Here is a 26,710-nt window from a genome sequence, read left to right as displayed (position 1 = left end):
CAATGCTGTTTGCCTAACGGACAGCATTCATCGGCAAGGCGCAAGCGGTTTGGCTGTTTCGAACCTTCGCACCCTTCATTGTAGCGCATGATGGCATTTTCAAATGCCTAGGTCCAATCGATGTCATTGGATAGACGGGACACGATCAACGGTGAATTCTTTTAGCCCAACTGGGATATCGCACAGTTCGTAGGAACCGCTGCAACCATCAGGATCAGACGTCTGCTTGTTCCTGAATGTCGCGATCTTCTTCTGGCACGTTCAGCGTTGACCACAGTGCATCACCGTCGAGGTCAGGTGGTGTGACGCACGCACCTTTGTGGATGTTCACCTTGGCAATAAAGTGGGCAGAGACGGGTGCTGTTACAAAGAGAAACGCCATGATCAACAGTTCGTTCAGAGATCCGTTTCCATTCGCAAAGGACGAAAGGATGGACGCGAACAGAAATGCGCCAACGCCGACGGTTCCTGCCTTGGTCGGTGCGTGGACGCGCGCCATGGGCGTGTTCAATTTGATCAGGCCAATGGCTGCGACCAACATAAAGATCGTTCCAAGGAACAGGCAGATGACGGCGGCGGCGTTAAAGAGAATGCTCATTCGATCACATCCCCGCGCAAAACAAATCGTGCAAGTGCCACAGTCGAGACAAAGCCAAGCATCGCGATGATAAGCGTGGCCTCGAAATAGATACGGGTGCCTTGGTAGATGCCCAGCAGGATGATCAAGCCGATTGCATTGATGACCATTGTATCGAGCGCAAGAATTCGGTCACCGCTGTTCGGGCCGATCCACAGGCGCACCATCGCCATGATCTGGGACACTGCGACAATGACAAAAGCGAGCACGAGTGCAACGCCCATGAGATTTGCGATCAGGGTCATAGGAAAATCTCCTTGAGGCGGGCTTCGTAGCGGGTCTTGATCTCGTCGCGCACAGCATCTGCGTCTTGGGCATCAAGCGCATGGACTAGCAGGCTGTGCCCGTCATCTGACAGGTCCGCCGAAACAGTGCCGGGTGTCAGGGTGATGGTGCCTGCAAGAATGCTGATGGCCTCGGGGGATTTCAGATCCAGCGGGATCACGACCCAACACGGGTGCATGCGATCATTGGATTTGGTCAAAACGATCCAAGCGACCTGAACATTTGCCACCAGAATGTCCCACATCACGATGATGCAATAGCTGAGCATCCGGCCCAGATGTATCGACTGAGGACGATCCGGCCACCAACGGGCTGTCCCCAAAGGAATGATTATCCCGAGGATGATGCCAAAGACGACCATACCGGCCGAAACTTGGTTTTGGAGCAAGGTCCAGACAACGGCAAGCAGGACTGTCAGTGCGGGATGCGGCAAGATCGAGCGGATAAAGCGTTTCATCTCAGTGCTCCTTTGCATCTGCGCCGGACAGTTTGCCGGGGGTGTCTAGGACGGTTTCGATATAGGTGTCTGGCTGGAACAGTTGTGTGGACATCTTGTTCGCGTAGTTGGTCATCGGACCCGCAAGGACTGTGTGTGCGATGAGCAGCACGATCAGGCCTCCAACTGCCGAATAGGCCATGATGCTGGGCGGTTCGGCGGGCGTGTGGTCTTCTGGATGGGGTACGCTCGCCGCCTTCCAAAAGATGGTGCTGCCTGCACGCGCAAAACCTACGACACTGATCAAGCTAGAGATCAAAACGACGGACCAAATCCATGCCATGGTTGTCGTTTCGAACCCTGCATTCAGGATCAAAAGTTTGCCGACAAATCCTGACAGTGGGGGTAGGCCCGCCATCGCGATCGCGGCAACAAAGTACAAAGCGGCCGTCGGGACGGCACCCGCAATCGGTGACTGTGCTGTGATGTCGAGATTGGATCGACCCGCCCGCACCAAATCGGTGATGAGGAACAGCGCCGCGGCAGCCAATGTCGAGTGGACGATGTAATAGAGCGCGGCGGTGATGCCCGCTGGGCTAAAGAGCGAGATTGCCACCATAACCATGCCCATCGATCCGATGACGGAAAATGCCACCAGACGGTCTAGCCGTTTTGCGGCGAGTAAACCGATCATTCCAAGGGCGAGCGAGATCAATGCAGCGGGCAACAGCCATGCGCCAAAGAGCCCAGAGGTTACTGCCAGATCGGGTGGGAAGATCATCGTATAGACGCGGATGATCGCGTAGGCGCCAACCTTGGTCATGATGGCAAACAGCGCGGCCACGGGTGCTGGCGCTTCAGCGTAGCTGGACGGTAGCCAGAAATGCAGTGGGACCACTGCGGCCTTGATCGCAAAGACCATCAGCAACAAAACGGCGGCGATGCGAATGCCAACGGTGGCTGCGGGGTCAATTAGGGTCACACGTTGCGCAAGGTCCGCCATATTGAGCGTGCCTGTTTCCGCATAGATGGCGCCGAGAGCAAACAGAAACAGTGTCGAGCCAAGCAGGTTGAACAGGACGTATTGCACACCCGCATGCAGGCGCGGGTTGCCGCCCGAATGGATCATCAGGCCATAAGACGCGATCAGCAAAACCTCGAAGAAGACAAAGAGGTTGAACAGGTCACCTGTGAGAAACGCGCCCATGATCCCCATAAGCTGGAACTGGAACAGCGCATGGAAATGACGCCCACGTTGGTCCCAGTTGGACCCAATTGAATAGAGCATGACAAAGAATGCCAGAACCGACGTGAGCAGGACCATCATTGTCGACAGTCGGTCCGCGACCAGCGCAATGCCAAAGGGAGCCGCCCAATCACCCAGTTGGTAGAGTGTGACAGTGCCATCAGAGGCTTGCCACGCTAGACCCGCAGAAATCGCGATCAAAGACAGGATACCCACAATCGAGATCACCCGCTGGATGCCGATGTGATAGCGCGCGGCCAGCACGATAAACGGTGCAAGAAAGGCAGGCAGCACGACGGGGAGAATGATCCAATGCATCATGGCGCATCCTCCGACACGGTGTCATCGACGTGATCATCATCCGATCCGAGGTACGCACCCAGTGCAATCATCACAACAACCGCCGTCATGCCGAACGAGATGACAATGGCGGTCAAAACAAGCGCTTGGGGCAGGGGATCGGTGTAGGTTTCGGCGTCCGTTAGGATTGGCGGTGCGCCAATGACCAATCGACCTGATGCAAAGAGGAATACATTGACCGCGTAGGTCAGCAACGAGACGCCCATGATGACTGGGAAGGTGCGCATGCGCATCACCAGATACATGCCGGCGGCTGTTAGAATGCCAATGGCGGACGCCACGAAGAATTCGGTGTTGGCGAGGCTGAGGATGTCCATCTTAGGCCTCCACTGTGTCAGAGTTGCGGGATGGGTCGATGTCCATCGGGTGTTCTGTGTCCGGGACATGGGCACGGCGCGCAAGGCGTGAGAAGCTCTCGAGTGACAGCATCACAGCACCGACGACGGCGAGAAACACACCAAGGTCAAAGAGTGCGGCCGTGGCCAGCTCGAATTTTTCGAATGGTGGGATGCGGACGTAGGTAAAGTCAGACGTCAGGAACGGCTTGGCAAAGAACCATGATCCGATCCCTGTGAGACCTGCGACCAAGACACCTGCGCCGATGACGCCGTGGTACGGATAGCGCAACCGCGCCGAGGTCCAAGAGAACCCGCTCGCCATATATTGCATGACAACCGCGATCGACACGATCAGGCCCGCGATAAATCCGCCGCCTGGTTCGTTGTGGCCGCGCCAGAAGATGTAGAAACCGACCATCAAGACAACGGGCATGATCACGCGGGTCATCACAACCATCATCATCGGATGCATGTTGCCCGAACGGGGTTGGTCCGGTTTGCGGTTCAACAGGCGCGCACGCACGGGTCCACCCAATAGGGTTTCGGTCAACGCATAGATCAACAGCGCTGCGATCCCAAGCACGATGATTTCGCCATAGGTATCAAAGCCACGGAAATCGACGAGGATCACGTTCACGACGTTCGTGCCGCCCCCACCTTTGTAGGAATTGGCGAGGTGGAAATCTGAAATGCTGGGGGCAACTGTGTCGCGCAGCAGATAGTGATAGGACAGCACAGTTGCCGCGATACCAGTCACGGTGGCCACCGCGATATCGCGTGTGCGCCGGACAACGCTGCTTTCAACTGGGGTGCGGTTGGGAAGAAAGTTCAGCGCCAAGAGAAGCAGGATGATCGTGACCACCTCAACCGTCAATTGGGTCATGGCAAGATCGGGTGCGCTAAAGAATACAAATCCGACAGACACTATCAGGCCGACGATCCCGATCAGCATCAGCGACAGCAGGCGATTGCGGTGCAAGAACGCCATGCCCACAGTCGCTGTGACCAACATGAGCCAGCTTGCGTATTGGACGGGCGTTGCGACCTGCGGGGTGCGCGTCGCCGCACCAATGGTTCCGGTGTGCCACGCAAAGGTGCCATAGGCGACCACGGTCACGCCAAAGATCGCGGCGTACCGTGTGAACGCGCCATCGTGCAGCGTGTGCGTGATGCGCTGGGCCAGTCCAACACAGGCGAAAATGATTGCGTCAAAGATCGACTTGGCCTCTGGGCGGGGTGCGGCATCCCATAGACGCAGGGCGGGTTTGAACGCAGCCAGCATAATCAGGCCACCAACGACGGCTGCGATCGACATGAAGACCGCGGGCACGAGGCCATGCCAGATTTTGATATGTGCCTTGGACAATGATGCGGCGTCGCCAAGAACGGTGGCGGTCACGGTTCTGACAAAGGGCTCGACCAAGAACGGTGCGATGCCGATCACAACAACCAGAACAACTAGCAACGCGGGTGGGCCATAAAGACCGAGAGGTGGATCATGCGGGTGGGCAGGATAGTCGTCGCGCACCGGTCCGAGGAACGTGTGGCTGATTAGACGGAAGCAATAGGCGGCTGAAAACAACGAGCCGATCGTGGCAAGAACCGGCACCAGATAAGGCGAGCTAAACAGGACGGTGTGACCGGCCTCTTCCAGCATCATTTCTTTCGACAAGAAACCATTAAGCAGCGGGATGCCTGCCATAGACAGCGCGGCGATTGTCGCGATGACAAAGGTGATTGGCATCAATTTGCGCAGGCCGCCCAACCGACGGATATCGCGGGTATGGGTTTCATGGTCGATGATGCCCGTGGACATGAACAACGCCGCTTTGAACGTCGCGTGGTTGAGAATGTGGAACACGGCCGCCATAGCGCCAAAGGCCGTGCCAGTGCCCAAGAGCATCGTGATCAGGCCTAGGTGGCTGACAGTCGAAAAGGCCAGTAGCGCCTTGAGGTCATGTTTGAACAAACCGATCACAGCGCCCAGTACCATTGTGATCAGGCCCGCCGAAGTGACGATCATGAACCATTCAGGTGTGCCTGACAGAACTGGCCACATCCGCGCCATGAGAAAGATACCGGCCTTAACCATCGTAGCCGAGTGCAGGTAGGCCGACACAGGCGTCGGCGCCGCCATCGCGTGGGGCAGCCAAAAGTGGAACGGAAATTGCGCCGACTTGGTAAAGCAACCCAGCAGGATCAATAGCAGGGCGGGCAGATACAGCGGCGATGCTTGGATCATGTCGCGATGTTGCAAAATGACGCTTAGGTCATAGCTGCCGACGATATTGCCGAGGATCAGCATGCCACCAATCATCGCAAGGCCGCCCATACCTGTGACCGTCAGAGCCATAAGCGCGCCTTGGCGTCCTTCGGGGAGGTGCTTCCAAAAGCCGATCAACAGGAAAGACGACAGCGACGTCAGCTCCCAGAACACCAAGAGAAGCAGGATGTTGTCGCTCAGAACAATACCGACCATCGCGCCTTGGAACAGCAAGAGATAGGTAAAGAACTCGCCCATGTTGTCCTCGCGGGCGAGATAAAAGCGCGCGTAGGTGATGATCAACAGGCCGATCCCAAGGATCAAACAGGCAAAGAAAAAGCCCAAGCCGTCGAGCATTAGGGTCACATTGAGGCCGAGAACTGGGATCCAGTCAAACCCTGTGGTCACCACTTCGCCCGCGAGAACGGCTGGCAGATTTGTCAGGAGGCCGATCAGAGCGGCGAGGGTCACGGTAAAGGTGACACCAGCACAAGCGGCACGGCCAGCGGTATTCATCAATCCGGGCAAGAGCGCGCCCAGGAAGGGCAAAGCGACGATAAGGAAGAGGGACACGCGAACTCCTGATCTGCGGACTGAAATAGTTTACATGTTTTGTGTTAAATTGACATTTAGCTCAAGCGAAACCGCATGCAATACGGGTTAATACGGATCGTTTTGGCGCAGGTTTTGATAAAATTGGCGTCAACCGTAGAACAGTCGGACCAATCCAAGCGTAATTGACGGAAACGCGACGAGCAAAATAATCCGCAGAATGTCGGACAACACAAATGGCAAGGCACCGCGATAGGTTTGACCAATCGAGACGTCTTTGGCCATCGCGTTGATGACAAACAGGTTCAATCCAACGGGCGGTGTAATCAGTCCGATCTCGGCTGACATGAGAACAAGGATACCGAACCAGATGCCGACCTCGGCTGGTGGAATGCCAAAATTGAGCTGCGCAATGATCGGGATAAAAATCGGTACAGTGAGAAAAATCATCGCAAGGGAATCCATCACGGTGCCCAACACAAGATAGAGCACGAGCATGCCAATCAGGATCGTCCAAGGGTTCAGCTCGGCCTCGATAAAGTAGGTGGCGAGGGACTGTGGAACTTGGGCGGCAGAGAGGAACGAGTTAAACACCTGAGCGGCCAGAACAATGAAAAAGATCATGGCAGCGGTTTGCGCGGTTGCAAGCAGACTATCCCGCAGCGCTGATCTGGTCAGTCCGCCGTTTGCAAGCGCGACGATGCCAGTGCCTGCGACACCCACGGCAGCAGCGGCGGTCGGGGAAAATGCGCCCGTGTAGATGCCACCAATCACCAGACCAAAGATCACAGCGACGGGCCAGACATTCCACAACGCGCGCATGCGGTCGGCATATGGTTGGCGGGGCAATGCGGCGCCAGAGTTTGGGACGACACGGGTGTAGATCGCGATCGTCACCATATAGCCCAGCATTGCGATAAACCCGGGTAGGAACGCGGCGGTGAATAATTTGGCGATGTTTTCCTCGGCCAAGATCGCATAGACGACCAACACGACCGATGGTGGGATCAAAATGCCCAACGTACCGCCTGCGGCCAACGCGCCGGTCGACAGTGGACCCGAATAGCCTGCGCGTTTGAGTTCGGGCAGCGCGACCTTGCCCATGGATGAGGCTGTGGCCAGTGATGACCCACAAACCGCGCCAAAGCCTGCCGATGCACCAATCGCGGCCATCGCGAGCCCGCCTTTGCGGTGGCCCAGAAAGGCCTCGGCCGCCTTGAACAATGAACGGGACATCCCGCCACGGGTGGCAAATTCGCTCATCAACAGGAACAGCGGAATGATCGAGAGCGAATAGTTCGTGAGATTGCCGTAGGTGAACGTTTTGAGCTGGCTGTCGATCATCCGCGTGTTGCCGCTGATCAGGTAGGTGCCGGTCAAACCCACGAAGAACATCGCCGCCGCAAGAGGGATGCGAAGAAAGATCAAAGTCAGAAGAACTGGGAAGCTAAGAAGCCCGATTTGGAAGCTGCTAATGTCCATTATGTGGCCCGCCCTTGGACCAAGGCGCGGGCTGAACGCCAAACACAAAACAAAGCCACGAAAAAGAAGATTGCGACGCAGACTTCTGCGACGAGGTATCCGAGCCATAATTTTAGCCCGAGCACTTGGCTCTCCAGGTTGTCGCGCAACCGATCGGCGATCTCTGACCAATCACCGGTGAAAAAGAGTTCGATCCATTTCGGATCATCACCGCGGGCCTTTTTGAACATCAAGAACCATTGGCGGGTCAAAATCAGATAGGCGATCAAGGAGAACAGCACGTCCCCCGCAAGAGCCAAGATGCGATTGCCGAGCGTGCCAAAGTACGGCTCGAACAGATCGACTTTGATATGGCCGCGTTGGAACATCACGTAAGGGAGGGCTGCAAACAGCGCAAAGCCGACACCCCATTGCACCAGTTCCTCTTCGCCCAGAATGGGGCGCACCCAGAGCAAGGTCTCGGGGATGTTGGTCGGACCGAACACCGCATCGAGACCGCGGCGGATCAATTTGAGAATAATGGAGATACAGGTCAGCACAGTGGCAAAGAGAAGGCCCATGCCGCCGACCAAGGCGGAAGTGGTGCTGATACGGGAAACAGTCCGTTCGATGCGGTCAAACATGATGGATTGTGCCCCGTGATGGCGACCTCGGCGGCTATGACACAGCCGAGGTCTGCGTTTGCTACATGTTGGCTTGGATCAGCTCTTGGGCCTTGGCGATGGTCGTCGTGCCGTCAAAACCTTCGTCTGCCGCACGCTCGATCCAGCGGTCATAGACCGGCTGTGCTGCGTCTTTCCAACGAGCGGATTCTTCGGCCGAAAGAGTGATAATGTTGTTGCCTTGGGAGATTTCGCGCGATGGCGCGTCCCAATCGCTCATCATTTGGCCGACGTTCATCGACAGGGCTTTGCCTGTTTCCGCGTCGAGAATAGCGCGCAGGTCGTCGGGCATAGCGTCGTAGCTGTCGAGGTTCATCGCCAGAACAAAGGTCGCTGTATAAAGGGCTGTGTCGCTATCAAACTCGGTGTGATTGGTCACAAGCTCTTGGAGTTTGATGGATGGGACAACTTCCCAAGGAACAACAGCGCCGCTGATGACACCCTTCGAGATATTCTCAGGGATCGCGGGCAGAGGCATGCCGACAGGGGTCGCGCCGTATTCGCCCAGCAGGTCGGTGATGATGCGGGTCGGGCCACGCATTTCCATGCCTGCCAGATCTTCAAGCTTTTCGACGGGCTCTTTGGTGTGAATGACACCAGGACCGTGGACCCAACCGGCAAGGATCTGGGTCTCGTCATATTCGCCGTCTTGCAGGTCACTCTCGATCATATCCCAGAACGCGCCAGCCGATGCCTTGGAGTTTGGCATCATAAAAGGCAGCTCGAACACTTCTGTCTGGTTGAAGCGACCAGAGGTGTAGCCTGGCAATGTTAGGATAATGTCGACTGCGCCATCGGCGGCTTGGTCGTAGAGATCACCGGGGCGTCCGCCCAGAGACATCGCAGCAAATAGTTCGATATCGATTTTTCCAACACTCGCGGCCTCGACCTGTTCGGCCCATGGGACCAAAAACTGAGCATGCAGCGAGGCACGCTCTGGGAGAAAGTGGTGAACGCGCAATTTGACGTCCTGAGCAGCTGCGACGGTTGCGGTTGTTGCGAATGCGGCGCCTGCCAAAAGGGCGGTAAAGATCGGTTTCATGTCGTATCCTCAAGTGGCAAATCTCGGTGCGAGATCGTTCCGATGGTTGATTTGGTAAAACGCTTCGCTTCAAAACACTAGCGGATTATGACCTTGGGTTTGAAGCGTTTGTGCAAGGCATAGAAGGCGAACAAGTGCTGCGGTTCGATTCTGCCTTATAGATAGGTACTGCGCGCCCTAATTGCGAGTCGTTCGCAACAATATTAGCGAATTGGGTCAAAGAGCGCGTTGGTCATTTGGCAATCTCGGATCACATCGCGGCCACAGGGCACTGGCGTCAAATCACGCGACAGGCACAAGCGCGCCTCTTGAACGCGGTTTTGTTTGCAGGTGATGGTCAGCATGTCTGGCTCCCATGTGGGGTTGGCCTTGAGAAACGCCTCTTCGACCACTGATGCGGGCAGGGTGACGGACCGGTCGAGTTTGCGGAACACTTCTGGGCGGTTCACCTGTTCGTAGGCTTCGCGCGATAGGGCGTAATAATCCGAGGGTGACAGGCCCGAACACGCGCCATGTTTGCGCCATTGGTGCCAAGCCAGACCAGATGTCCCCATGATATCGGCCATATCCCCAGTTTGACCGCGGGATGGGGGCGAGAACCGAGTGTTGCAAAAGCTGGGCCAGCCTTGGTGGTATTGTGGCCAGAGCCCGTGCAAAATCCAGCCGAAGTCCTCGGATGCGTCGCATTGAGGCGAGCCACGGCCGTCACCTTCGATCGCGCACCACGTGGGCGACCACGAAAGAGATAGCACGTAATAGTCGAAATCACCGGCTTTATCCTCGGCCATAGCCGTGGACGTGAAAAAGAGTGTGGCAAGAGCAGTAAACAGTCTGGGCATTTTGATCTTTTCTATTTGGTCACGTTTCACTATATACACCCCAAGTTCCCCGACAACGAGAACCCGGCCCCAGCGGTCAGCCCCTTCAAGGGCGCGGGAAAGTTATGTCGTTTTGATATGGAGAAGACGATGGCAGAGAACAAACCAATTATGGCGAAAGCCACAGCTGTTTGGCTGATTGACAACACGACCCTGTCGTTCAAGCAGGTTGCGGATTTTTGTGGTCTGCACGAGTTGGAAGTCCAAGGCATTGCAGACGGCGATGTCGCGACTGGCGTCAAAGGATTTGACCCGATTGCCAACAACCAGTTGACCCAAGAAGAGCTGACCAAAGCGGAAGAGAACCCGCTGCATTCGCTCAAGCTGAAATTCTACGCAGCTGCGGTTGGCGAAGAAAAGCGTCGTGGTCCACGCTACACGCCATTGTCCAAGCGTCAGGACCGCCCTGCGTCGATCTTGTGGTTGGTGAAATTCCACCCCGAGCTGTCGGACGGTCAGGTGTCCAAGCTTGTCGGTACAACCAAGCCAACCATTCAGGCCATCCGCGAGCGGACGCACTGGAATATCGCAAACATCCAGCCGATCGATCCGGTCGCACTGGGCCTGTGTAAACAGTCCGAGCTGGACCGTGCGGTGCAAAAGGCGAACGCGAAGAAAGCCAAAGAAGGTGGCGTCATGTCCGATGACGAACGCCGCAAGCTGGTGTCCACGGAGCAGAGTCTTGGCATGGAAGCAGAGCCAAAAATCCCAACGGCGATTTCGGGTCTCGAGACATTTACATTGGGCGACGCGCCTGAGCCTGACGAAGACACAAGCGTTCCAGACGCCGACAGCTTCTTTAACCTGCCTGAGGGTGTTGACGAGGACGAGCAGCCCTAATTTCTGCTTGCCCCTACAGTGAAAATGTCCAAGCCTCTGATCCAAACGGATCAGGGGTTTTTTATGCGCATTGCGGTAGTTGGACGGGGATTGATCGGCTCGGCGGCCGCACGGCATTTAACGCTGATGGGGCACGAGGTCACATTGATTGGCCCTTCCGAACCGACCGAGTTTGCCACGCACAACGGACCTTTTGGCAGCCATTATGACGAGGGTCGCATTACGCGCGGGTTAGATCCGTATCCGTTTTGGTCGCGTGTGAGCCTTGCCTCGATCAGCCGTTACCGCGACATCGAAGCGGCATCTGGCGTGCCGTTCTTTAACGAGGTTGGCGCGATGATGTCAGGGCCAGCAGACAGCGATTATGTGCATTCGTTAGAGACTGTGATGGCTGGCAACGGTGTCATGGCAGAGCGGTTCGATGGCGCCGAAATTGCCGCACGGTTCCCGTATTTCCAGTTTCCCGATGATACCCGCGCCTATTACCAGCCCAAAGAGGCGGGGCATATTAGTCCGCGCAATCTGGTCCGTGCCCAAGGGATCGCAGCCACGCGGGGCGGTGCGCAGATTATTGATGCAGAAGTTCTGGACGTGCGGGACGGTGTTACGGGTGCTGTGATCAAACTGGCGGGCCAGACGTTGCGCTTTGACCGCGCGATTGTTGCAGCAGGCGGGTTCACGAACAAACTGATGGATGATGCGCTGCCGCTTACGGTCTATGCGCGTACGGTTGCGATGTTTCGGGTCACGGACGCCGAGGCCGCGCGTCTCGCTTGGATGCCGTCGTTGATCCATGTCTATCCAACTGGCGAAGATCCCTATCTGTTGCCTGCGATCAAGTATCCTGACGGCCATCATTACCTCAAAATCGGTGGTGACCGCGTTGACATTGAGCTGACCAACGATGAGGATATGCGTGATTGGTTCCGGTCAGGTGGCTCGGTTGAGGTGGGAGAGATGTTGACGGATATGATCCGCGACCGGATGCCGGACTTGGCGATCCAAGAGGTGGTTGTAAAGCCCTGCGTCACGACCTTTACCCCGCACAACCACCCGATCATTGACATGTTAGGCAATCACATCGCAGTGGCGGTTGCAGGATGCGGGCGCGGCGCGAAAAACAGTGACGAGCTAGGACGATTGGCGGCCGAGGCTGTTATGGGACGGACAGACCCTGACACGCGGGTGCCCGTCTAAGCCCTCGGCCTAGAACGTTTTGCGCGCTCGCAAGGCTGCGGTGATTGTGCCGTCATCCAAATAGTCGAGCTCGCCGCCGATAGGTACACCTTGGGCGAGCGACGTGACCGTAATTGTTGGCAATTGGTCGGCGATATAATGCGCGGTGGTTTGGCCGTCGATGGTGGCGTTCAACGCGAGGATCACCTCGGTGATCTCTTCGGTCTGGATGCGGGTGATTAGTTTGGGGATGCGCAGCTCGTCTGGGCCAATCGCATCCAAGGCTGAAAGGGTTCCGCCCAGAACGTGATAGCGCCCTTTGAACACACCCGACCGTTCCATCGCCCAGAGATCTGCGACGTCTTCAACAACACATAGCTCGCCTGTTGCGCGCTTTTCGCTTTCGCAGATGCTGCAAATATCGGTGGTGCCAACATTGCCACAGTTTAGGCATTCGCGCGCCGTGGCCGCGACTGTTTGCATGGTGTCCGCAAGAGGCGTGAACAACAGCGACCGTTTCTTGATCAAATGCAAAACAGCACGGCGCGCCGATCTGGGGCCAAGCCCGGGCAGCTTGGCCATCATTTCGATCAGATCATCAATGTCTTTGGTCGCGTCGCGCATGGCCGTCTTAAAACGGCAGCTTCATGTCGGCGGGCAAACCCATGCCTTCGGTCAGCTTGGACATTTCTTGTTGGGCGCGGTCGGTCGCTTTGGACTGCGCGTCTTTGATTGCCGCAAGGATTAAATCCTCGACCACTTCTTTGTCGTCGCCAGAAAAAATCGAAGGGTCGATGTCGAGCGTCTTGAGCTCGCCCTTGGCCGTTGCTGTGGCTTTGACCAGACCCGCGCCGCTTTCGCCTTGGACCATGATGTTGTGCATGTCTTCTTGTAGCTGCGCCATCTTGCCCTGCATTTCCTGCGCGGCTTTCATCATTTTGCCCATGTCACCCATGGCGCCCAATCCTTTGAACATCTGCTGTCTCCTCAGTTGTGATTGTTCCGATATATGTCGGAATTAGCTGTCTTCAAACGGATCCCACTCTTCGTCGACCTCGGGCAGGGCATCGGTAAAGGCCTCTGCTTCGATCGCGTCAGGTGTCCGGATCTCTGTAATTTTCGATTTTGGAAAGGCGGTCAGCACGGCTTGGACCATCGGGTGTGCCGCGGCTTCGGCTTTGAGCGCGTTGTCAGCTTCGTCCCGCAGGTCCGCAATGGTAGGTGCACCACCATCGGCAACAACCGAGATCGCCCAGCGATTTCCGGTATAGGCTTGCAGCCGTGATCCCAGACGTTGGGCCAAATCCTGAGGGGCGGCGTCTGAGGGCGCAAATTCGATGCGTCCGGGGCTGTAGCTGACCAGTTTGACGCCTGTTTCGACCTCAACCAGCAATTTGACATCGCGGTGGGTGCGTATCAATTCGACCACGTGGTCAAAGGTGACAAAGCGCGAGAGGGCTTCGTCGACATCTTGGGCCAGAGCCGTCACAGCGCCACCTGATCGGGCTTGGCCGCCACCGCTTGTCATTGGGGCAGACGCTGATGCGCGTGCCTCGGACGAGCCTGCGGGCTGTGGCGCACGGCCTCCGCCACCACCGCCGCTAGGCGGTGTCTGGTCCTTGAGCTTGGTGACCAAATCACCCGGTGTTGGCAGGTCAGCCACATGGGTCAAACGGATCACTGCCATTTCGGCGGCCATCATCGCATTTGGGGCCATTGCGACCTCTTCGAGCGCCTTGAGCAGCATTTGCCACATCCGCGTCATCACACGCATGGGTAATTCGCTGGCCATCTGTGTGCCTCGGGTACGTTCGTCGGGCGATACGGTCGGGTCGTCGGCGGCCTCGGGCGTGATTTTGATCACGCTAACCCAGTGGGTGATTTCCGCCAGATCGCGCAGTACTGCCATTGGGTCGGCACCATCGGCATACTGTTGATTAATCTCGCTCAATGCGGAATGTGCATCGCCGCGCATGATCATATCAAAAAGGTCGAGCACACGGCCACGATCAGCCAAGCCGAGCATGGACCGGACTTGGTCCGCAGTCGTCGCGCCCGCACCGTGTGAAATGGCTTGGTCCAGCAAAGACGTTGCATCGCGCGCAGACCCTTCGGCCGCTCGCGTGATGAGTGCTAGAGCATCATCCGTGATTTCAGCGCTTTCAGATGCCGCGATCTTGCGCATTAGGGCTATCATGACTTCGGGTTCGATGCGGCGCAGGTCGAACCGTTGGCATCGCGACAGAACAGTGACCGGAACCTGACGGATTTCAGTGGTCGCAAAGATGAATTTGACGTGGGCGGGCGGCTCTTCGAGTGTCTTCAAGAGCGCGTTAAACGCGTTCTTGGACAACATGTGCACCTCGTCAATGATATAGATTTTGTAGCGTGCGCTGGCGGCACGGTAGTGCACGCTGTCGATGATTTCGCGGATGTCGCCGACACCTGTACGAGACGCTGCGTCCATCTCCATCACGTCGACATGGCGACCTTCCATGATGGCGGTGCAATGCTCGCAGGTGCCACAAGGATCGGTTGTGGGGCCGCCGTTTCCGTCAGGGCCGATACAGTTCATGCCCTTGGCGATAATCCGCGCCGTCGTTGTTTTACCGGTTCCGCGAATGCCCGTCATAATGAAGGCTTGTGCGATACGGTCTGCTTCGAACGCATTCTTTAGCGTGCGCACCATCGCGTCTTGCCCGACCAGATCGACAAACGTCTCGGGCCGGTATTTGCGAGCCAAGACCTGATAGGCAGTTTCGGGTGCGTCAGTCATACATTATCCGTGGATTCGAAAGCTTCTGTGATCCTAGGTTGCGAGGGGGCAGAGGTCTAGGTGATTAAAGGCGTCAGAAGACCGCCTTGGCCGGTATGCTGGGCGATCCGCGCCATACCGCTTCGACCATATTGCATTGCGCGCAATGCGGGACGCGCAATATTTGGCGGATGTTCAGAATTGTTTTGCGCATTGGCTATCAAAACGGCCAATGTCCAACTACAAAACCTATCGGCCAAGACAGGTGAGAAATGGGCGAATTTACAATCACAGAGATCGAAATGGACCGTGGCGCATTGGGATTGTCGCCGCTACCGGGGCGCTGGTCTCTGCAGGATGATTTTTGCACCATCGCTGACTGGAAGCCAACGATCGTTATCTCAATGACCACATTGGCCGAAATGCAGCGTCATGGCGTCGCCGATATAGAAACCCAACTGGCGGGCATCGGGGCCCGTTGGCTTCACCTGCCAATCGAGGATTTTGGCGCACCGACCGATGATATTTTAGCGCGCTGGCCTGTTCTTTCAAAGGACCTATGCGAACAGATCGGGGCTGGCGCTCGGGTGTTGGTGCATTGTTTCGGAGGTTGCGGACGCTCGGGTATGGTGGTCTTGCGATTGATGGTCGACAGTGGCGAGGCCGCTGAGGCTGCGCTAGACCGATTGCGCGCAGCGCGGCCCTGTGCGGTCGAGACAGACGCACAGATGGCATGGGCTAAAGCCACCTAATTGGGGCGGGTGAGAGGCTGGACATCGACCCAAGCGGGGCTCGTTGTGGCTGCTTCCTTCCGGATCTGACCAGGTTGGCGAGGCGCTCGCCCGCGCCAACCTCTCACCGTCGATATAGGGCGATTGTTCAGGCCACGCAAGAGGGCGCTAGAACGTCAGTTCAATCTCGAGCCGACCGTCTGGTGTCAGACCGCTCACGCGGTAGGTCTCAAACGGCAGATCTGTCAAAACGTCCTGCGCATTTGGTCCGGTTGAGAAAATGCACCGTGTCCCAGCCGCCGCTGACAGCGTCGTTTGCCCTGTGCGAAGAGCTGCGTAGTCGGGAGGTGTGGCCAGAAATTCCTGCAAGATTGTGCGCGATGTGATTGGCGCCGAAAAGATCGATTTGGCGCTCTTCAATGCCGTCAGATCACCACCACCCGTCGCACGGTAATTGTTCGTCGCTACCACAAAACGATCGGTGTCCTCGACCTGTTTTTCCATGAAGTGCAGGCTCGCCAATCGACCGTTTCCGATGGGGCGGCTTAGATCGTATTTGATGTCTAAATCCGTAAAGTGGTCAAAGTCATATGCGGGATATTGTGGATCTAAGAGAGTTTGCGACGGCGCGTCTGCGTTCAGTGTTGCGAAGATACGTGAGACGTCTTCCACCCAAGATTTGAGTTGCGCGCCGTTCACCTCGACGGCGGCAATCGTGTTGTTGAACACGTAAAGGTCGGCGAGTCCACTATAGGTCAAAGGCCCGTCTGGGACGTCGGTGTAGTAGGTTGATCCGTTGCGGCCCCCGACCTTGGACACGCAGGTGGCTGAAATCAGATGGGCGCCGTCTAAATCACTTGGGGGCAGTGCGGTTCTGATGGCGTCAATTTGGGCTGCGTTGATGACATCAGACAAAGCCGTAGGTCCGAGTGCCGCAAAATAGCTGTGCAGTCGTTTGTCCAAGGTGCTGACTGGGTGCTGCATTCTGCGCGCGGTTTCTTGGTGGATTGAAACCAAAGCTTTTCGAAGGCCCTTGTCGATAGAAGGTGCCCCGCCAGAGGGCGTGTGCCTGAGCGTTGCGGTGCTGTCTGAAACGGTGACCTGACCGGATTTCTCTTGGGCAAGGGTCAAATCAATGACCCCCAAGTCGCGCCCCCAAACGCCGGGTTGAACGGCGGGTTTGGCAAGTTTTTGGGTTGGATCGCCCGCATTAGGAAATTGCAAATGGGTATGGCCGAAAACCACGGCATCTACCCCTTCAAGCGCGGCCAATGCGCGAGCACCATTTTCGCAAAACGGGGAATAGGGCTTGGTCGAGAGGCCGGTATGTGCCAGCGCAATGATCACATCTGCCTTTGCTACACGCAGGCTTTTGATCGTTGATTTTGCCGCTGTTAGCATATCGTCGATTGTCACCCGACCGGAAAGACGCGCGTGATCCCATTTCAGCGTTTGGGGTGGCAGCACCGAAAACACGCCAACCGTCACTGTTTGCCGTGATCCGTCAGAGAATTGCACAGTGCGCCGGATCAACGTCCATGGCTGGAACCGCAAATCGCCATCAATCGTCCGCATATTAGAACATAAAATTGGACATTTCGACTGTGCGACAACGGCGTCTAAATAGCTAAGACCATAGTTGAATTCGTGGTTCCCCAGCCCAACAGCATCATACTTTAGCGTGTTCATGGCCGTCATGATGGGGTTGGGGCTGGCGTCCCCTTCTTGCCACAACGAAACCGCTACGTCGGAAATTGCGCCGCCTTGTAGGAAATCACCGTTGTCCAACAGGATCGACGCGTCCGCTTCAGACCGCGCCTGTTTGATCAATTGTGCCGTTGCTTCGAGACCAATGCCAGCCGTGTCGACGCCGGAAAAATAGTCATGACTCAGGACATGGCCATGAACGTCGGAGGTCGCGAGAATACGCAGACTTCCGGTTGGTGCCATCGAAGATAGGTCGCGCATTCTACAGCCCTCCCCGAATGAGCCTGTTGCGAACCGTTATTAATGATGATTGTCGCGCATGTGTCGAGCGTTTCGTGATGGTCTGTCCGATGAATTAGATTTGCGCCGGTCATTGCAGCGTGGCATGTCACAATCATGAAACACGCACAAACAGTGACATTTGGCGGATCTGGTTTGAATCGCGCCGCCGAATTGCGCGACGATATCGAGACATTGCTTTTGGATCCAACCGCGCGTGCGATCGTTTTGTGGCGCGGTAAACCGATGGTATCGGGGCAAGAGGCCAGACAGCTGGTTCGTTTGGATCTCTCGCATCCGATTGTTGAACACGCGACCGAAGCCCCGATCTTTCTGGGTTTAGAAGATGGCGCACCCCGTTTGGCCTATGATGTTTCGGGTTGGGAGCCCGCGGATCAGGACCTCGGGTCGTTGGGTGAATTCCTAGATCCGTCGGCACAGCATCACCCAAGCGTTCCTGAGGATCATGTGTTTTGCGAGTTACGCGCGATTATGATGCAACTGTCACCACGGGAAGCAGAGCTGGCAGCGACGGCTAAGGCTGTTCAGAATTGGCACGCCTCTCATGGGTTTTGTGCGAAATGTGGCGCCAAATCCGATATCGCGATGTCCGGATGGCAGCGCAATTGCCCGTCATGCGGCGCCCATCATTTCCCGCGCACCGATCCCGTCGTCATCATGCTGATCCTTCATGGAAACTCGGTATTGATGGGGCGGTCCCCCGGTTGGCCAGAAGGAATGTATTCGTTGTTGGCTGGGTTTGTTGAGCCGGGTGAAACGCTCGAGGCGGCTGTACGTCGTGAAGTCGTCGAGGAGGCTGGTATCAAAGTTGGCGAAGTCGGCTATCTGGCGAGCCAGCCGTGGCCGTTTCCTGCATCTTTGATGTTTGGCTGCTGGGGTGAGGCGATATCTCGGGACATCACGATCGACCCTGCCGAAATCGAAGACGCGATCTGGGTCACACGTGAGGAAATGACAGATGTGTTTGCGGGGACCCATCCTGTGATCAAACCGGCACGGCCCGGCGCAATTGCGCATTTTCTTCTATTGAACTGGCTTGCAGATACCCTTGAATAGAGGGACAGTCGCAGCAAAATAATATCACTGAACGATCTCGAGGCGTGGAATATGAACTTTGATCTCAAAGAGGACGTCGCAGCCCCAATTGATGTCCTTTGGGGCGAAGTCACGGATTTTTCCAGTTTTGAACGTTCGATCCTTCGTCGTGGTGCCGATGTAGAGCGGTTGGATCGCAATGCAGAGTATGGCGTTGGGTCTGCTTGGGATCTGTCCTTTTCATTCCGCGGCAAACAGCGGTCCGCGCGTTCAGAGATCGAGAACTTTGACGGTCCGAATGAGTTTCGCGTTGAAAGTGTCTCTAGCGGGATTGAAGTAAGCACAGTTGTTGAACTGGTCGCACTGTCTCGTGGGCGGACCCGTCTGAGCATCGCCATCGAGATTTCGGCGAAAACGCTGTCATCCCGTTTGTTATTGCAGTCGATGAAATTGGCGCGCGGCACTCTGACGAACCGCCTAAAACAACGGCTCGCTGATTTCGCTAAAGATGTAGAAGAACGTCAGCAGCGCAACGCCTGATCACTACATCATTACCGGCGTGATGGATGCGCCGGATAAACACCCAACAACGCGATGTGATCGGTGAAGTAGTCCAGCTCTTCCATCGCGAGTTTGACGTTTTGGTCGTCAGGGTGACCTTCGATTTCTGCATAGAACTGGGTCGCGGTGAATTGACCGTTGACCATATAGCTCTCGAGTTTGGTCATGTTGACGCCGTTCGTCGCAAAGCCGCCCATCGCCTTGTACAAGGCCGCAGGAATGTTCCGCACACGAAAGACAAAGCTGGTGACCATGCCGTGTTTGCCGCGTTTGCTTAGGTCCGGCTCGCGGGCCATTACGACAAAGCGGGTGGTGTTATTGTCGGCGTCCTCGATATTGCGGGCCAGTACGTCCAAGCCGTAGATCGATGCTGCCAGCTCTGACGCCAACGCGGCGGCGGTCATGTCGTCACCTTCAGCCACATCGCGTGCGGCCTTTGCGTTGTCGGAACTGATAGCACCTTTGATCCCGTGCTCACGCAAGAAATGCGAACATTGAGGGAGAATCACAACATGGCCGTGCGCGGTGGTGATTTGATCCAGCGACGCGCCCGGGCGTCCCAACAGGTTGATTTGGACACGCACGAATTCTTCGTCTGTGATGTGCAGACCACTATTGGGTAGGATCGAATGCACGTCGGCGACGCGGCCATAAGTTGAGTTTTCGACCGCAATCATCGCAAGGTCTGCATCCCCTCGGCGCACGGCCTCGACCGCATCGACAAAGGTGTCACAGGGCAGCGGTTCATGGTCGGGACGGGCCGTCACGCAGGCCTGATGGCCGTAGGCGCCCAGCTCGCCTTGGAATGAAATTCTTGCGGTCATTTAAGTCATGTCCCCAGTTCGATGTATTTATATGCGAAAATGCGCGTTTAGTCGCGGCTCTACACCTTGCATGTATAGGGGGGAAGCGGATAGACAGCCGCAAACTTGGATCGGAATGGAACGCGACATGTTCGACACAATGACTTTCACCAAAATCTTGGGCGCAGTTTGCGGCACATTTTTGGTTATGCTTTTGGGCAAATGGGCTGCCGAAGAGATTTATCACGTTGGTGGCCACGGCCACGGCGACCACGAGCAAGCCTATTCGATTGAGGTCGAATCTGATGGCGACGAAGAAATGGTTGAAGAGGCCGTTGATGTGGCCGCTCTCATGGGTTCGGCTGATTTGGCTGCCGGCGAGCAGGTATTTGCACGCAAATGTGCGGCATGCCACGTTCTCGAGGACGGCGTGAACGGCACTGGCCCGCACCTCTACAGTGTTGTTGGCCGCGATATTGGGTCGGTTGATGGCTATGGCTATTCCGGTGCGCTGGTCGCTCAGGCTGATGTTTGGGGCCAAGACGAACTGTTTGGCTTCCTCGAGAGCCCTAAGGGCTGGGCCCCTGGCACAGCGATGGGTTTTTCCGGTCTCGGCAAAGAAGCTGACCGTGTGAACGTGATTGCCTATCTCGAGAGCATCGGCAATTAAATCTGCTGAATTTTCAAGAATTGAGACCGCTCCTGCTTGGGGCGGTCTTTTTGTTTGTGCAACGGGGTGCGAACGTTGTGTTCACGCCGCGATCACAGAATCTCAACTTGAATGTTCGACACTAGGCGTCTTAGCTTCATGTTAAGGGATAATGCACGCCGTGGAGGATCATAAGATGTCAAAACCCAATCATAAGCCAAGCCGCACCCAGTCGCAGGCCAAAGCTGCCAAACGAGATGTGCGAACTGGGATCATGATGCTCTCTGGCGCAGTCTTGGGATTGGGGATGGTCGCGACGCAGGTGTTTGGCGACAGCCACGAAGCCATTATCGAAAGCCACGGGTATTCATTCTTTGGCGAACTCAAATACGACGCTGACTTTACCCACCTTGATTATGTGAACCCAGATGCACCAAAAGGTGGCGAGATCTCGACTTGGGTTCCAGGTACATTTGACAGCTTTAACCCCTACACGCGCAAAGGCCGCTCTGGTGCTTTGGCGAGTGCAGGCACTGAAAACATTTTGACGACCGTCGCGGATGACCCTACTGCGTCGTACTGCCTGTTGTGTTCGACAATGGAATATCCCGAGAGCAAGGATTGGGTGATTTTCAATCTGCGCCCAGAGGCTAAATTTTCAGATGGCTCGCAGTTGACTGCGAATGACATCAAATTCTCATTCGATCTGTTGATGGAGCAGGGATTGCCATCGTTTCGCTCAGCCTTTGGCGGGCAAATCTCGGACGTCGACGTGGTCGATGATTTCACGATCAAGTTCACCTTTACCGAAGATGCGCCGCGCCGCGATGTGATTGAACTGGCGGGCGGCATGCCCGCGTTCTCGCAAAAATGGTACGAAGAAACAGGCGCGCGTCTCGACGAATCGCGGCTGGACCCTGGTTTGGGATCGTCTGCCTATCAGCTTGAAAGCTTTGATATCCCACGGCGCATCATTTACGCACGCAACCCCGACTATTGGGGCGCTGACCTACCAATCAACTTAGGGCGCAGCAACTTTGACCGCATCCGCATTGAATATTTCGCCGATGGGTCGGCCGCCTTTGAGGCATTCAAATCTGGTGCTTATACATTCCGGTCCGAAAACTCGTCCAAGCAGTGGGCAACGGGCTACGAGTTCCCGTCGCTTGAAAAAGGTTGGGTCGTCAAAACCGAATTGGAGAACGGCAGCATGGCAACGAGCCAGTCGTTCGTGTTCAACCTGCGCCGCGAAAAGTTCCAAGACCCACGGGTTCGCGAAGCGATCGGCTTGATGTTCAATTTCGAATGGTCAAACGAGACGCTGTTCTTTGGTCTGTACGAACGGATCAATTCCTTCTGGGAAAATTCAGATATGGCCGCCTTTGGTGCGCCGAGCGAAGGTGAGCTTGCTTTGCTACAGCCGCTGGTCGATCAAGGGTTGATCGATGCGTCGATCTTGACCGCTGATGCGCGTTTGGGGCCGGCATCTTCTGATCGCCAGCTTGATCGTGGCAACCTGCGCCGTGCGTCTGCGTTGTTGGACGAGGCTGGTTGGATCGTTGGTGACGACGGTATGCGCCGCAAAGACGGCGAGCTGCTCGAGGTAGAGTTCCTAGAATCCAGCCCAGCGTTCGACCGTGTGATCAGCCCGTATGTTCAAAACCTCGAGCGTTTGGGCGTCAGAGCGACACTGGACCGCGTGGATTATGCCCAAGCGACAGACCGTGAGCGGTCTTATGACTTTGATATGATCACACACCAGATGCCGATGTCATTCGAACCGGGATCGGGCCTAAAGCAATATTTCGGCTCGGAAGCGGTTAGCGAATCCACACGAAATGCGATGGGTGTAGCTGATCCTGCGGTTGATGCGTTGATCGAGGTGATCATCAACGCCAGCGAACTACAGGAAATGCAAACGGCCGTGACGACCTTGGACCGTGTGTTGCGCCATATGAATTTCTGGGTACCACAGTGGTTCAAGGACAAACACACCGTGGCCTATTATGACATGTACGAGCACCCCGAAGTGTTGCCACCGTTCGCCCGCGGCGAGTTGGATTTTTGGTGGTACAACGCGGAAAAAGGCGAAGCTCTCGAAGCCGCCGGCGCGTTCTAAGCACTAGGGCAGGGGCACACACATGGGCGCGTATATCCTCCGGCGACTGTTGCTGGTTATTCCGACGCTGCTTGGGATCTTGATCATCAACTTTGCGCTGATCCAGTTTGTGCCGGGCGGTCCGGTTGAACAGGTCTTGGCCCAACTTGAGGGCGAGGGGAACGTGTTTGGCGGCATCGATGGGTCTGGCGGAGACGCTGGCATCGAAACCGAAGCTGCTGACGAAAGTGTTGGTCGGCGCGGCCTACCCGATGACTTTATCGCAGAGCTGGAAAAAGAGTTTGGCTTTGACAAACCGCCGCTGGAGCGGTTCCTCAACATGCTGTGGAACTACGTCCGGTTTGATTTCGGAGAGAGCTATTTCCGGTCGATCAGTGTGGTTGATCTGGTCAAGGAAAAGCTGCCTGTTTCAATCAGTCTGGGCCTGTGGTCGACATTGATCGCCTATCTCATCTCGATCCCCTTGGGCATTCGCAAAGCGGTGCGTGACGGGTCGCGGTTCGATACATGGACGTCAGGTGCGATCATCGTGGGCTATGCGATCCCTGGATTTCTGTTTGCCATCCTGCTGTTGGTTTTGTTCGCAGGCGGCTCTTACTACAAGGTTTTCCCATTACGCGGTTTGACCTCGGACAACTTTGAGGACCTGACTGCAATCGGCAAAGTCGCTGACTATTTTTGGCACATCACGCTGCCGGTTCTGGCCTCGTCGATTTCGGGGTTTGCCACGCTGACGTTACTGACAAAGAACTCGTTCCTAGACGAGATCAAAAAGCAATATGTCACAACGGCCAAGGCCAAAGGCCTATCCGAGAAAAAGGTTCTATACGGTCACGTGTTCCGCAACGCGATGTTGATCGTGATCGCGGGCTTCCCGTCGGTCTTTATCGGAATTTTCTTTGGCTCCAGCCTCATAATCGAGACGATCTTCTCGCTCGACGGATTGGGGCGCATGGGCTTTGAGGCGGCGGTTGCTCGCGACTATCCGGTGATCTTTGGCACGCTTTTTGTGTTCGGGATTGTGGGGCTCGTCGTCGGCATTCTGTCTGACCTGATGTATGTGTTTGTCGATCCGCGCATTGATTTCGAGAGGAGAGGATAATGGCCCTGTCCCCGCTAAACCAACGCCGCTGGACCAACTTTAAGCGCAACAAGCGTGCCTTGTGGTCACTGATCATTTTCTCGGTGTTGTTTACGTTGTCACTGTTCGCGGAGTTCATCGCAAACGACAAACCGATCCTTGTCAGCTACCGCGGTGAAATCTATGCGCCAGTGTTCAAATTCTATCCCGAGACGCAGTTCGGTGGCGATTTCCGGACCGAGGCGGTCTATTCAGATCCCGAGGTGCGGTGCTTGATCACGACAGGTGGCAACATCGACTGTTTTGACGAACCCGAGGCGCTGATTGAACAGGCGGATCAGGGTATCGAAACCGGCGATGATTTCCACAAAGGTTGGATGCTCTGGCCTGTCATTCCGTTCAAATACGACACGATTGTGGATGTACGGGGGGTGGCCCCGTCGGCGCCGGACGGCTCGAATTGGTTGGGCACGGATGACACCAAACGGGACGTGTTGGCGCGCGTAATCTACGGCTTTCGATTGTCGATCTTTTATACCTTGCTGGTCACTGGATTTGCGTCCGTTATCGGGATCGCTGTGGGTGCAGCCTCTGGCTATTTCGGCGGCTGGTTCGATTTGATTTCCCAGCGCTTCATCGAGATTTGGACCGGCATACCGTCGCTCTACATCATCATCATTATGTTCGCGATTTTGGGGCGAAGTTTTTGGCTGCTTGTCCTGCTGACCGTGCTCTTTAGCTGGCCAGGATTGGTTGGCGTTGTCAGGGCAGAATTCTTCCGCGCTCGGAACTTTGAATACGTCCGTGCGGCGCGGGCGTTGGGTGTCTCGAACGCGACGATCATGTTCCGCCATATGTTGCCCAACGCAATGGTTGCGACCCTCACGCTGATGCCGTTTCTGATTACGGGTACGATTGCCGGTCTCGCCAGCTTAGATTTCTTGGGCTTTGGTTTACCGTCGTCGGCTCCGTCGTTGGGTGAAATGACATTGCAGGCGAAACAGAACCTTCAGGCACCGTGGCTTGCGTTCACGGCGTTCTTTACCTTTGCGATCATGCTGTCGCTGCTTGTGTTCATCTTTGAGGGTGTGCGCGATGCCTTTGACCCCAGAAAGACCTTTTTATGACCCGCGTTCTGGATGTTCGTGATCTAAACGTCAGCTTTCGCCAAGACGGTCAGACGACCCATGCGGTACGGGGTGTGACCTTCCATGTGAACAAAGGCGAGACTGTCGCATTGGTCGGCGAGAGCGGGTCGGGCAAGTCTGTGACGGCCCTGTCCACGGTTGATCTGCTTGCGGATAGCGCCACGACAACGGGGTCGATCCGCTATGAGGGCGCCGAGATGGTTGGCGCCGCCGAAAGCGAACTGCAACGTGTTCGTGGCAACGACATCAGCTTTATCTTCCAAGAGCCGATGACATCGCTTAACCCGCTGCACACATTGGAAAAGCAACTGCGTGAATCGATCGAGTTGCATCAGGGTTTGCGCGGCGATGCTGTGCGCGACCGCATTGTTGAACTGTTGAACAAGGTTGGCATTCGTGATGCAGAAAAGCGTCTGACCAGCTACCCGCACCAATTATCTGGTGGGCAACGTCAACGGGTCATGATCGCAATGGCATTGGCAAACGGGCCCGATCTCTTGATCGCGGACGAGCCTACGACGGCGCTGGATGTGACCATTCAGGCGCAAATTCTTGATCTGTTGGCCGACCTAAAGGAACGCGAACAGATGAGCCTGCTGTTCATCACACATGACCTGACGATTGTGCGCAAAATTGCGGACCGCGTGTGCGTGATGAAGGACGGCGAGATCGTCGAGCATGGCCCGACCGAAGAGATCTTTGGCAACCCTCAGCACCCCTACACACAGATGTTGCTGTCGGCTGAGGCAGCAGGTCTGCCGGGACCCGTGCCCGAGGACGCGCCTGTCGTGGCCCAGACCGAGAACCTAAAAATCTGGTTCCCCATTCAGGCAGGGTTGTTGCGTCGAACCGTCGACTATGTCCGTGCGGTTAACGACGCGACGCTACAGGTGCGCGCAGGCGAAACGGTTGGCATTGTCGGCGAGAGCGGATCAGGCAAGACGACGCTTGCGCTGGCGATCATGCGGCTGATCCCGTCCGAGGGGCGGATCGTCTTTCTAGGGGATGATATTCATCGGCTGTCGCCCAAGGCGATGCGGCCCAAGCGCAAAGACACACAAATCGTATTCCAAGACCCATACGGGTCGCTTTCGCCGCGTATGACGGTCGAGCAGATCATCGCAGAAGGCTTGACCATTCACGGCACGCGCGACGGTAAAACAACGCGCGAGATGGTGTCAGAAATCATGGTCGAAGTCGGGCTTGATCCCAGCTTGATGCACCGGTATCCGCACGAGTTTTCGGGTGGCCAGCGTCAACGGATCGCGATCGCACGTGCGATGATCTTGCGTCCAAAGCTTGTGGTCTTGGACGAGCCCACATCCGCGTTGGATATGACGGTCCAAGTGCAAATTGTCGAATTACTCCGCGAACTACAGGCCAAGTATCAGCTGGCCTATCTGTTCATTTCCCATGACCTAAAAGTTGTGCGTGCGTTGTCCCACAAGGTTATGGTCATGAAGCAAGGCGACGTTGTCGAGGCAGGAGATGCCGCCCAGATATTTGACGCACCAGAGACCGACTATACCCGTGCGTTGATGACGGCCGCGTTTGAAGGTCACGCCATCGAGGGCGCTGTAGAAGAGTAGGGGGCTGATGCCCGGCTCTGAAGGTTCCAAAACAC

25 protein-coding genes and 1 other RNA gene are annotated in these 26,710 nt (G+C 56.0%); 10 read left to right on the top strand and 16 right to left on the bottom strand.

Annotation, left to right across the window (positions count from 1 at the left end; translation table 11 throughout):
* Positions 1-214: 214 nt before the first annotated feature.
* From TR2A62_RS09480 to TR2A62_RS09435, 10 genes are all read right to left on the bottom strand, one after another.
* A complete protein-coding gene (locus TR2A62_RS09480; protein ID WP_009160494.1) occupies positions 215-598 on the bottom strand; it encodes a monovalent cation/H(+) antiporter subunit G in 384 nt (127 codons plus the stop codon).
* Positions 595-882 carry a K+/H+ antiporter subunit F gene (locus TR2A62_RS09475; protein WP_009159665.1) on the bottom strand — a complete coding sequence of 96 codons (288 nt, stop codon included), beginning with the start codon at positions 880-882 and terminating at the stop codon, positions 595-597. Before TR2A62_RS09475 ends, TR2A62_RS09480 begins: the two co-directional genes overlap by 4 nt.
* The gene (locus TR2A62_RS09470; protein WP_009158792.1) at positions 879-1,379 is read right to left on the bottom strand and encodes a Na+/H+ antiporter subunit E; all 501 of its coding nucleotides are present in this window, start codon (positions 1,377-1,379) and stop codon (positions 879-881) included. Before TR2A62_RS09470 ends, TR2A62_RS09475 begins: the two co-directional genes overlap by 4 nt.
* A 1-nt stretch (position 1,380) precedes the next feature.
* Positions 1,381-2,925, bottom strand: a complete 1,545-nt coding sequence (locus tag TR2A62_RS09465; protein WP_009160666.1) for a monovalent cation/H+ antiporter subunit D — start codon at positions 2,923-2,925, stop codon at positions 1,381-1,383.
* Positions 2,922-3,281: a Na+/H+ antiporter subunit C gene (locus TR2A62_RS09460; RefSeq protein WP_009159152.1), complete on the bottom strand. Its 360-nt coding sequence runs from the start codon at positions 3,279-3,281 to the stop codon at positions 2,922-2,924. Before TR2A62_RS09460 ends, TR2A62_RS09465 begins: the two co-directional genes overlap by 4 nt.
* Position 3,282: 1 nt before the next feature.
* Positions 3,283-6,138, bottom strand: a complete 2,856-nt coding sequence (locus TR2A62_RS09455; RefSeq protein ID WP_009158328.1) for a monovalent cation/H+ antiporter subunit A — start codon at positions 6,136-6,138, stop codon at positions 3,283-3,285.
* Between the two features lie 129 nt (positions 6,139-6,267).
* Entirely contained in the window at positions 6,268-7,593 is a 1,326-nt protein-coding gene (locus TR2A62_RS09450; RefSeq protein WP_040821381.1) for a TRAP transporter large permease, read from the bottom strand.
* A gap of 5 nt (positions 7,594-7,598) precedes the next feature.
* Positions 7,599-8,222, bottom strand: a complete 624-nt coding sequence (locus TR2A62_RS09445; protein ID WP_009160429.1) for a TRAP transporter small permease — start codon at positions 8,220-8,222, stop codon at positions 7,599-7,601.
* Positions 8,223-8,283: 61 nt separating this feature from the next.
* Positions 8,284-9,303 carry a TRAP transporter substrate-binding protein gene (locus TR2A62_RS09440; RefSeq protein WP_009160626.1) on the bottom strand — a complete coding sequence of 340 codons (1,020 nt, stop codon included), beginning with the start codon at positions 9,301-9,303 and terminating at the stop codon, positions 8,284-8,286.
* 203 nt (positions 9,304-9,506) lie between these two features.
* Positions 9,507-10,142, bottom strand: a complete 636-nt coding sequence (locus TR2A62_RS09435; RefSeq protein WP_040821378.1) for a ribonuclease T2 — start codon at positions 10,140-10,142, stop codon at positions 9,507-9,509.
* Positions 10,143-10,271: 129 nt separating this feature from the next.
* On the opposite strand from TR2A62_RS09435, the gene TR2A62_RS09430 reads away from it, so the two are divergent.
* Both TR2A62_RS09430 and TR2A62_RS09425 read left to right on the top strand, forming a co-directional pair.
* The gene (locus TR2A62_RS09430; protein WP_009158093.1) at positions 10,272-11,021 is read left to right on the top strand and encodes a DUF1013 domain-containing protein; all 750 of its coding nucleotides are present in this window, start codon (positions 10,272-10,274) and stop codon (positions 11,019-11,021) included.
* Between the two features lie 24 nt (positions 11,022-11,045).
* Positions 11,046-12,218 carry an FAD-binding oxidoreductase gene (locus TR2A62_RS09425; RefSeq protein ID WP_009158885.1) on the top strand — a complete coding sequence of 391 codons (1,173 nt, stop codon included), beginning with the start codon at positions 11,046-11,048 and terminating at the stop codon, positions 12,216-12,218.
* 9 nt (positions 12,219-12,227) lie between these two features.
* Here the strand turns inward: TR2A62_RS09425 and recR are convergent, their stop codons facing one another.
* From recR to TR2A62_RS09410, 3 genes are read right to left on the bottom strand one after another with little or no spacing between them, the layout of a single operon-like run.
* A complete protein-coding gene (gene recR / locus TR2A62_RS09420; protein ID WP_009160200.1) occupies positions 12,228-12,821 on the bottom strand; it encodes a recombination mediator RecR in 594 nt (197 codons plus the stop codon).
* Positions 12,822-12,828: 7 nt separating this feature from the next.
* Complete coding sequence (locus TR2A62_RS09415; protein ID WP_009159869.1) at positions 12,829-13,173, bottom strand: YbaB/EbfC family nucleoid-associated protein; 345 nt, start codon at positions 13,171-13,173, stop codon at positions 12,829-12,831.
* A 42-nt stretch (positions 13,174-13,215) separates the two neighbouring features.
* On the bottom strand, positions 13,216-14,973 hold the full coding sequence (locus TR2A62_RS09410; RefSeq protein ID WP_009159271.1) for a DNA polymerase III subunit gamma/tau: 1,758 nt from the start codon (positions 14,971-14,973) through the stop codon (positions 13,216-13,218).
* 251 nt (positions 14,974-15,224) lie between these two features.
* Between TR2A62_RS09410 and TR2A62_RS09405 the strand changes: the two genes are divergently transcribed.
* Complete coding sequence (locus TR2A62_RS09405; protein WP_009157669.1) at positions 15,225-15,704, top strand: dual specificity protein phosphatase family protein; 480 nt, start codon at positions 15,225-15,227, stop codon at positions 15,702-15,704.
* Positions 15,705-15,711: 7 nt separating this feature from the next.
* On the opposite strand, the gene ffs is transcribed toward TR2A62_RS09405, so the two are convergent.
* Both ffs and TR2A62_RS09400 read right to left on the bottom strand, forming a co-directional pair.
* An RNA gene (gene ffs, locus TR2A62_RS18140) (signal recognition particle sRNA small type) lies at positions 15,712-15,810 on the bottom strand.
* Between the two features lie 41 nt (positions 15,811-15,851).
* Positions 15,852-17,651, bottom strand: coding sequence for a 5'-nucleotidase C-terminal domain-containing protein (locus tag TR2A62_RS09400; protein ID WP_009158534.1), 1,800 nt, complete (start codon positions 17,649-17,651; stop codon positions 15,852-15,854).
* 135 nt (positions 17,652-17,786) lie between these two features.
* Between TR2A62_RS09400 and nudC the strand changes: the two genes are divergently transcribed.
* Together nudC and TR2A62_RS09390 are read left to right on the top strand one after the other, a co-directional pair.
* On the top strand, positions 17,787-18,746 hold the full coding sequence (gene nudC / locus TR2A62_RS09395) for an NAD(+) diphosphatase (RefSeq protein ID WP_009159180.1): 960 nt from the start codon (positions 17,787-17,789) through the stop codon (positions 18,744-18,746).
* Between the two features lie 51 nt (positions 18,747-18,797).
* Entirely contained in the window at positions 18,798-19,265 is a 468-nt protein-coding gene (locus tag TR2A62_RS09390) for an SRPBCC family protein (protein WP_009160225.1), read from the top strand.
* A gap of 11 nt (positions 19,266-19,276) precedes the next feature.
* On the opposite strand, the gene TR2A62_RS09385 is transcribed toward TR2A62_RS09390, so the two are convergent.
* Positions 19,277-20,110, bottom strand: coding sequence for a prephenate dehydratase (locus TR2A62_RS09385; protein ID WP_009157892.1), 834 nt, complete (start codon positions 20,108-20,110; stop codon positions 19,277-19,279).
* A 127-nt stretch (positions 20,111-20,237) separates the two neighbouring features.
* Here TR2A62_RS09385 and TR2A62_RS09380 point away from each other — a divergent pair, with 127 nt between their 5' ends.
* The 5 genes from TR2A62_RS09380 (at position 20,238) to TR2A62_RS09360 (ending at position 26,675) form a co-directional block, all read left to right on the top strand.
* Positions 20,238-20,759, top strand: coding sequence for a cytochrome c family protein (locus tag TR2A62_RS09380; RefSeq protein ID WP_009158622.1), 522 nt, complete (start codon positions 20,238-20,240; stop codon positions 20,757-20,759).
* A gap of 175 nt (positions 20,760-20,934) precedes the next feature.
* Positions 20,935-22,857: an extracellular solute-binding protein gene (locus tag TR2A62_RS09375; protein ID WP_009159986.1), complete on the top strand. Its 1,923-nt coding sequence runs from the start codon at positions 20,935-20,937 to the stop codon at positions 22,855-22,857.
* Between the two features lie 22 nt (positions 22,858-22,879).
* A complete protein-coding gene (locus TR2A62_RS09370; RefSeq protein WP_009158146.1) occupies positions 22,880-23,959 on the top strand; it encodes a microcin C ABC transporter permease YejB in 1,080 nt (359 codons plus the stop codon).
* Positions 23,959-25,065, top strand: coding sequence for an ABC transporter permease (locus TR2A62_RS09365; protein WP_009160076.1), 1,107 nt, complete (start codon positions 23,959-23,961; stop codon positions 25,063-25,065). Before TR2A62_RS09370 ends, TR2A62_RS09365 begins: the two co-directional genes overlap by 1 nt.
* A complete protein-coding gene (locus TR2A62_RS09360) occupies positions 25,062-26,675 on the top strand; it encodes an ABC transporter ATP-binding protein (RefSeq protein ID WP_009159492.1) in 1,614 nt (537 codons plus the stop codon). Before TR2A62_RS09365 ends, TR2A62_RS09360 begins: the two co-directional genes overlap by 4 nt.
* Positions 26,676-26,710: the final 35 nt, after the last annotated feature.

It is taken from the genome of Thalassobium sp. R2A62 (assembly GCF_000161835.1).
In the GTDB taxonomy this organism is placed as follows: domain Bacteria; phylum Pseudomonadota; class Alphaproteobacteria; order Rhodobacterales; family Rhodobacteraceae; genus Thalassobium.
Note: the sequence above shows the minus strand (reverse complement) of the source record. Positions and strands in the feature narration are given on the sequence as shown.

What these genes read in the sequence shown, in the direction of transcription:
- TR2A62_RS09480 (WP_009160494.1), bottom strand. Translation starts at nt 598, where the DNA reads ATGAGCATTCTCTTTAACGCCGCCGCCGTCATCTGCCTGTTCCTTGGA.
- TR2A62_RS09475 (WP_009159665.1), bottom strand. Translation starts at nt 882, where the DNA reads ATGACCCTGATCGCAAATCTCATGGGCGTTGCACTCGTGCTCGCTTTT.
- TR2A62_RS09470 (WP_009158792.1), bottom strand. Translation starts at nt 1,379, where the DNA reads ATGAAACGCTTTATCCGCTCGATCTTGCCGCATCCCGCACTGACAGTC.
- TR2A62_RS09465 (WP_009160666.1), bottom strand. Translation starts at nt 2,925, where the DNA reads ATGATGCATTGGATCATTCTCCCCGTCGTGCTGCCTGCCTTTCTTGCA.
- TR2A62_RS09460 (WP_009159152.1), bottom strand. Translation starts at nt 3,281, where the DNA reads ATGGACATCCTCAGCCTCGCCAACACCGAATTCTTCGTGGCGTCCGCC.
- TR2A62_RS09445 (WP_009160429.1), bottom strand. Translation starts at nt 8,222, where the DNA reads ATGTTTGACCGCATCGAACGGACTGTTTCCCGTATCAGCACCACTTCC.
- TR2A62_RS09440 (WP_009160626.1), bottom strand. Translation starts at nt 9,303, where the DNA reads ATGAAACCGATCTTTACCGCCCTTTTGGCAGGCGCCGCATTCGCAACA.
- TR2A62_RS09435 (WP_040821378.1), bottom strand. Translation starts at nt 10,142, where the DNA reads ATGCCCAGACTGTTTACTGCTCTTGCCACACTCTTTTTCACGTCCACG.
- TR2A62_RS09430 (WP_009158093.1), top strand. Translation starts at nt 10,272, where the DNA reads ATGGCAGAGAACAAACCAATTATGGCGAAAGCCACAGCTGTTTGGCTG.
- TR2A62_RS09425 (WP_009158885.1), top strand. Translation starts at nt 11,046, where the DNA reads ATGTCCAAGCCTCTGATCCAAACGGATCAGGGGTTTTTTATGCGCATT.
- recR (WP_009160200.1), bottom strand. Translation starts at nt 12,821, where the DNA reads ATGCGCGACGCGACCAAAGACATTGATGATCTGATCGAAATGATGGCC.
- TR2A62_RS09415 (WP_009159869.1), bottom strand. Translation starts at nt 13,173, where the DNA reads ATGTTCAAAGGATTGGGCGCCATGGGTGACATGGGCAAAATGATGAAA.
- TR2A62_RS09410 (WP_009159271.1), bottom strand. Translation starts at nt 14,973, where the DNA reads ATGACTGACGCACCCGAAACTGCCTATCAGGTCTTGGCTCGCAAATAC.
- TR2A62_RS09405 (WP_009157669.1), top strand. Translation starts at nt 15,225, where the DNA reads ATGGGCGAATTTACAATCACAGAGATCGAAATGGACCGTGGCGCATTG.
- TR2A62_RS09400 (WP_009158534.1), bottom strand. Translation starts at nt 17,651, where the DNA reads ATGCGCGACCTATCTTCGATGGCACCAACCGGAAGTCTGCGTATTCTC.
- nudC (WP_009159180.1), top strand. Translation starts at nt 17,787, where the DNA reads ATGAAACACGCACAAACAGTGACATTTGGCGGATCTGGTTTGAATCGC.
- TR2A62_RS09390 (WP_009160225.1), top strand. Translation starts at nt 18,798, where the DNA reads ATGAACTTTGATCTCAAAGAGGACGTCGCAGCCCCAATTGATGTCCTT.
- TR2A62_RS09385 (WP_009157892.1), bottom strand. Translation starts at nt 20,110, where the DNA reads ATGACCGCAAGAATTTCATTCCAAGGCGAGCTGGGCGCCTACGGCCAT.
- TR2A62_RS09380 (WP_009158622.1), top strand. Translation starts at nt 20,238, where the DNA reads ATGTTCGACACAATGACTTTCACCAAAATCTTGGGCGCAGTTTGCGGC.
- TR2A62_RS09375 (WP_009159986.1), top strand. Translation starts at nt 20,935, where the DNA reads ATGTCAAAACCCAATCATAAGCCAAGCCGCACCCAGTCGCAGGCCAAA.
- TR2A62_RS09370 (WP_009158146.1), top strand. Translation starts at nt 22,880, where the DNA reads ATGGGCGCGTATATCCTCCGGCGACTGTTGCTGGTTATTCCGACGCTG.
- TR2A62_RS09365 (WP_009160076.1), top strand. Translation starts at nt 23,959, where the DNA reads ATGGCCCTGTCCCCGCTAAACCAACGCCGCTGGACCAACTTTAAGCGC.
- TR2A62_RS09360 (WP_009159492.1), top strand. Translation starts at nt 25,062, where the DNA reads ATGACCCGCGTTCTGGATGTTCGTGATCTAAACGTCAGCTTTCGCCAA.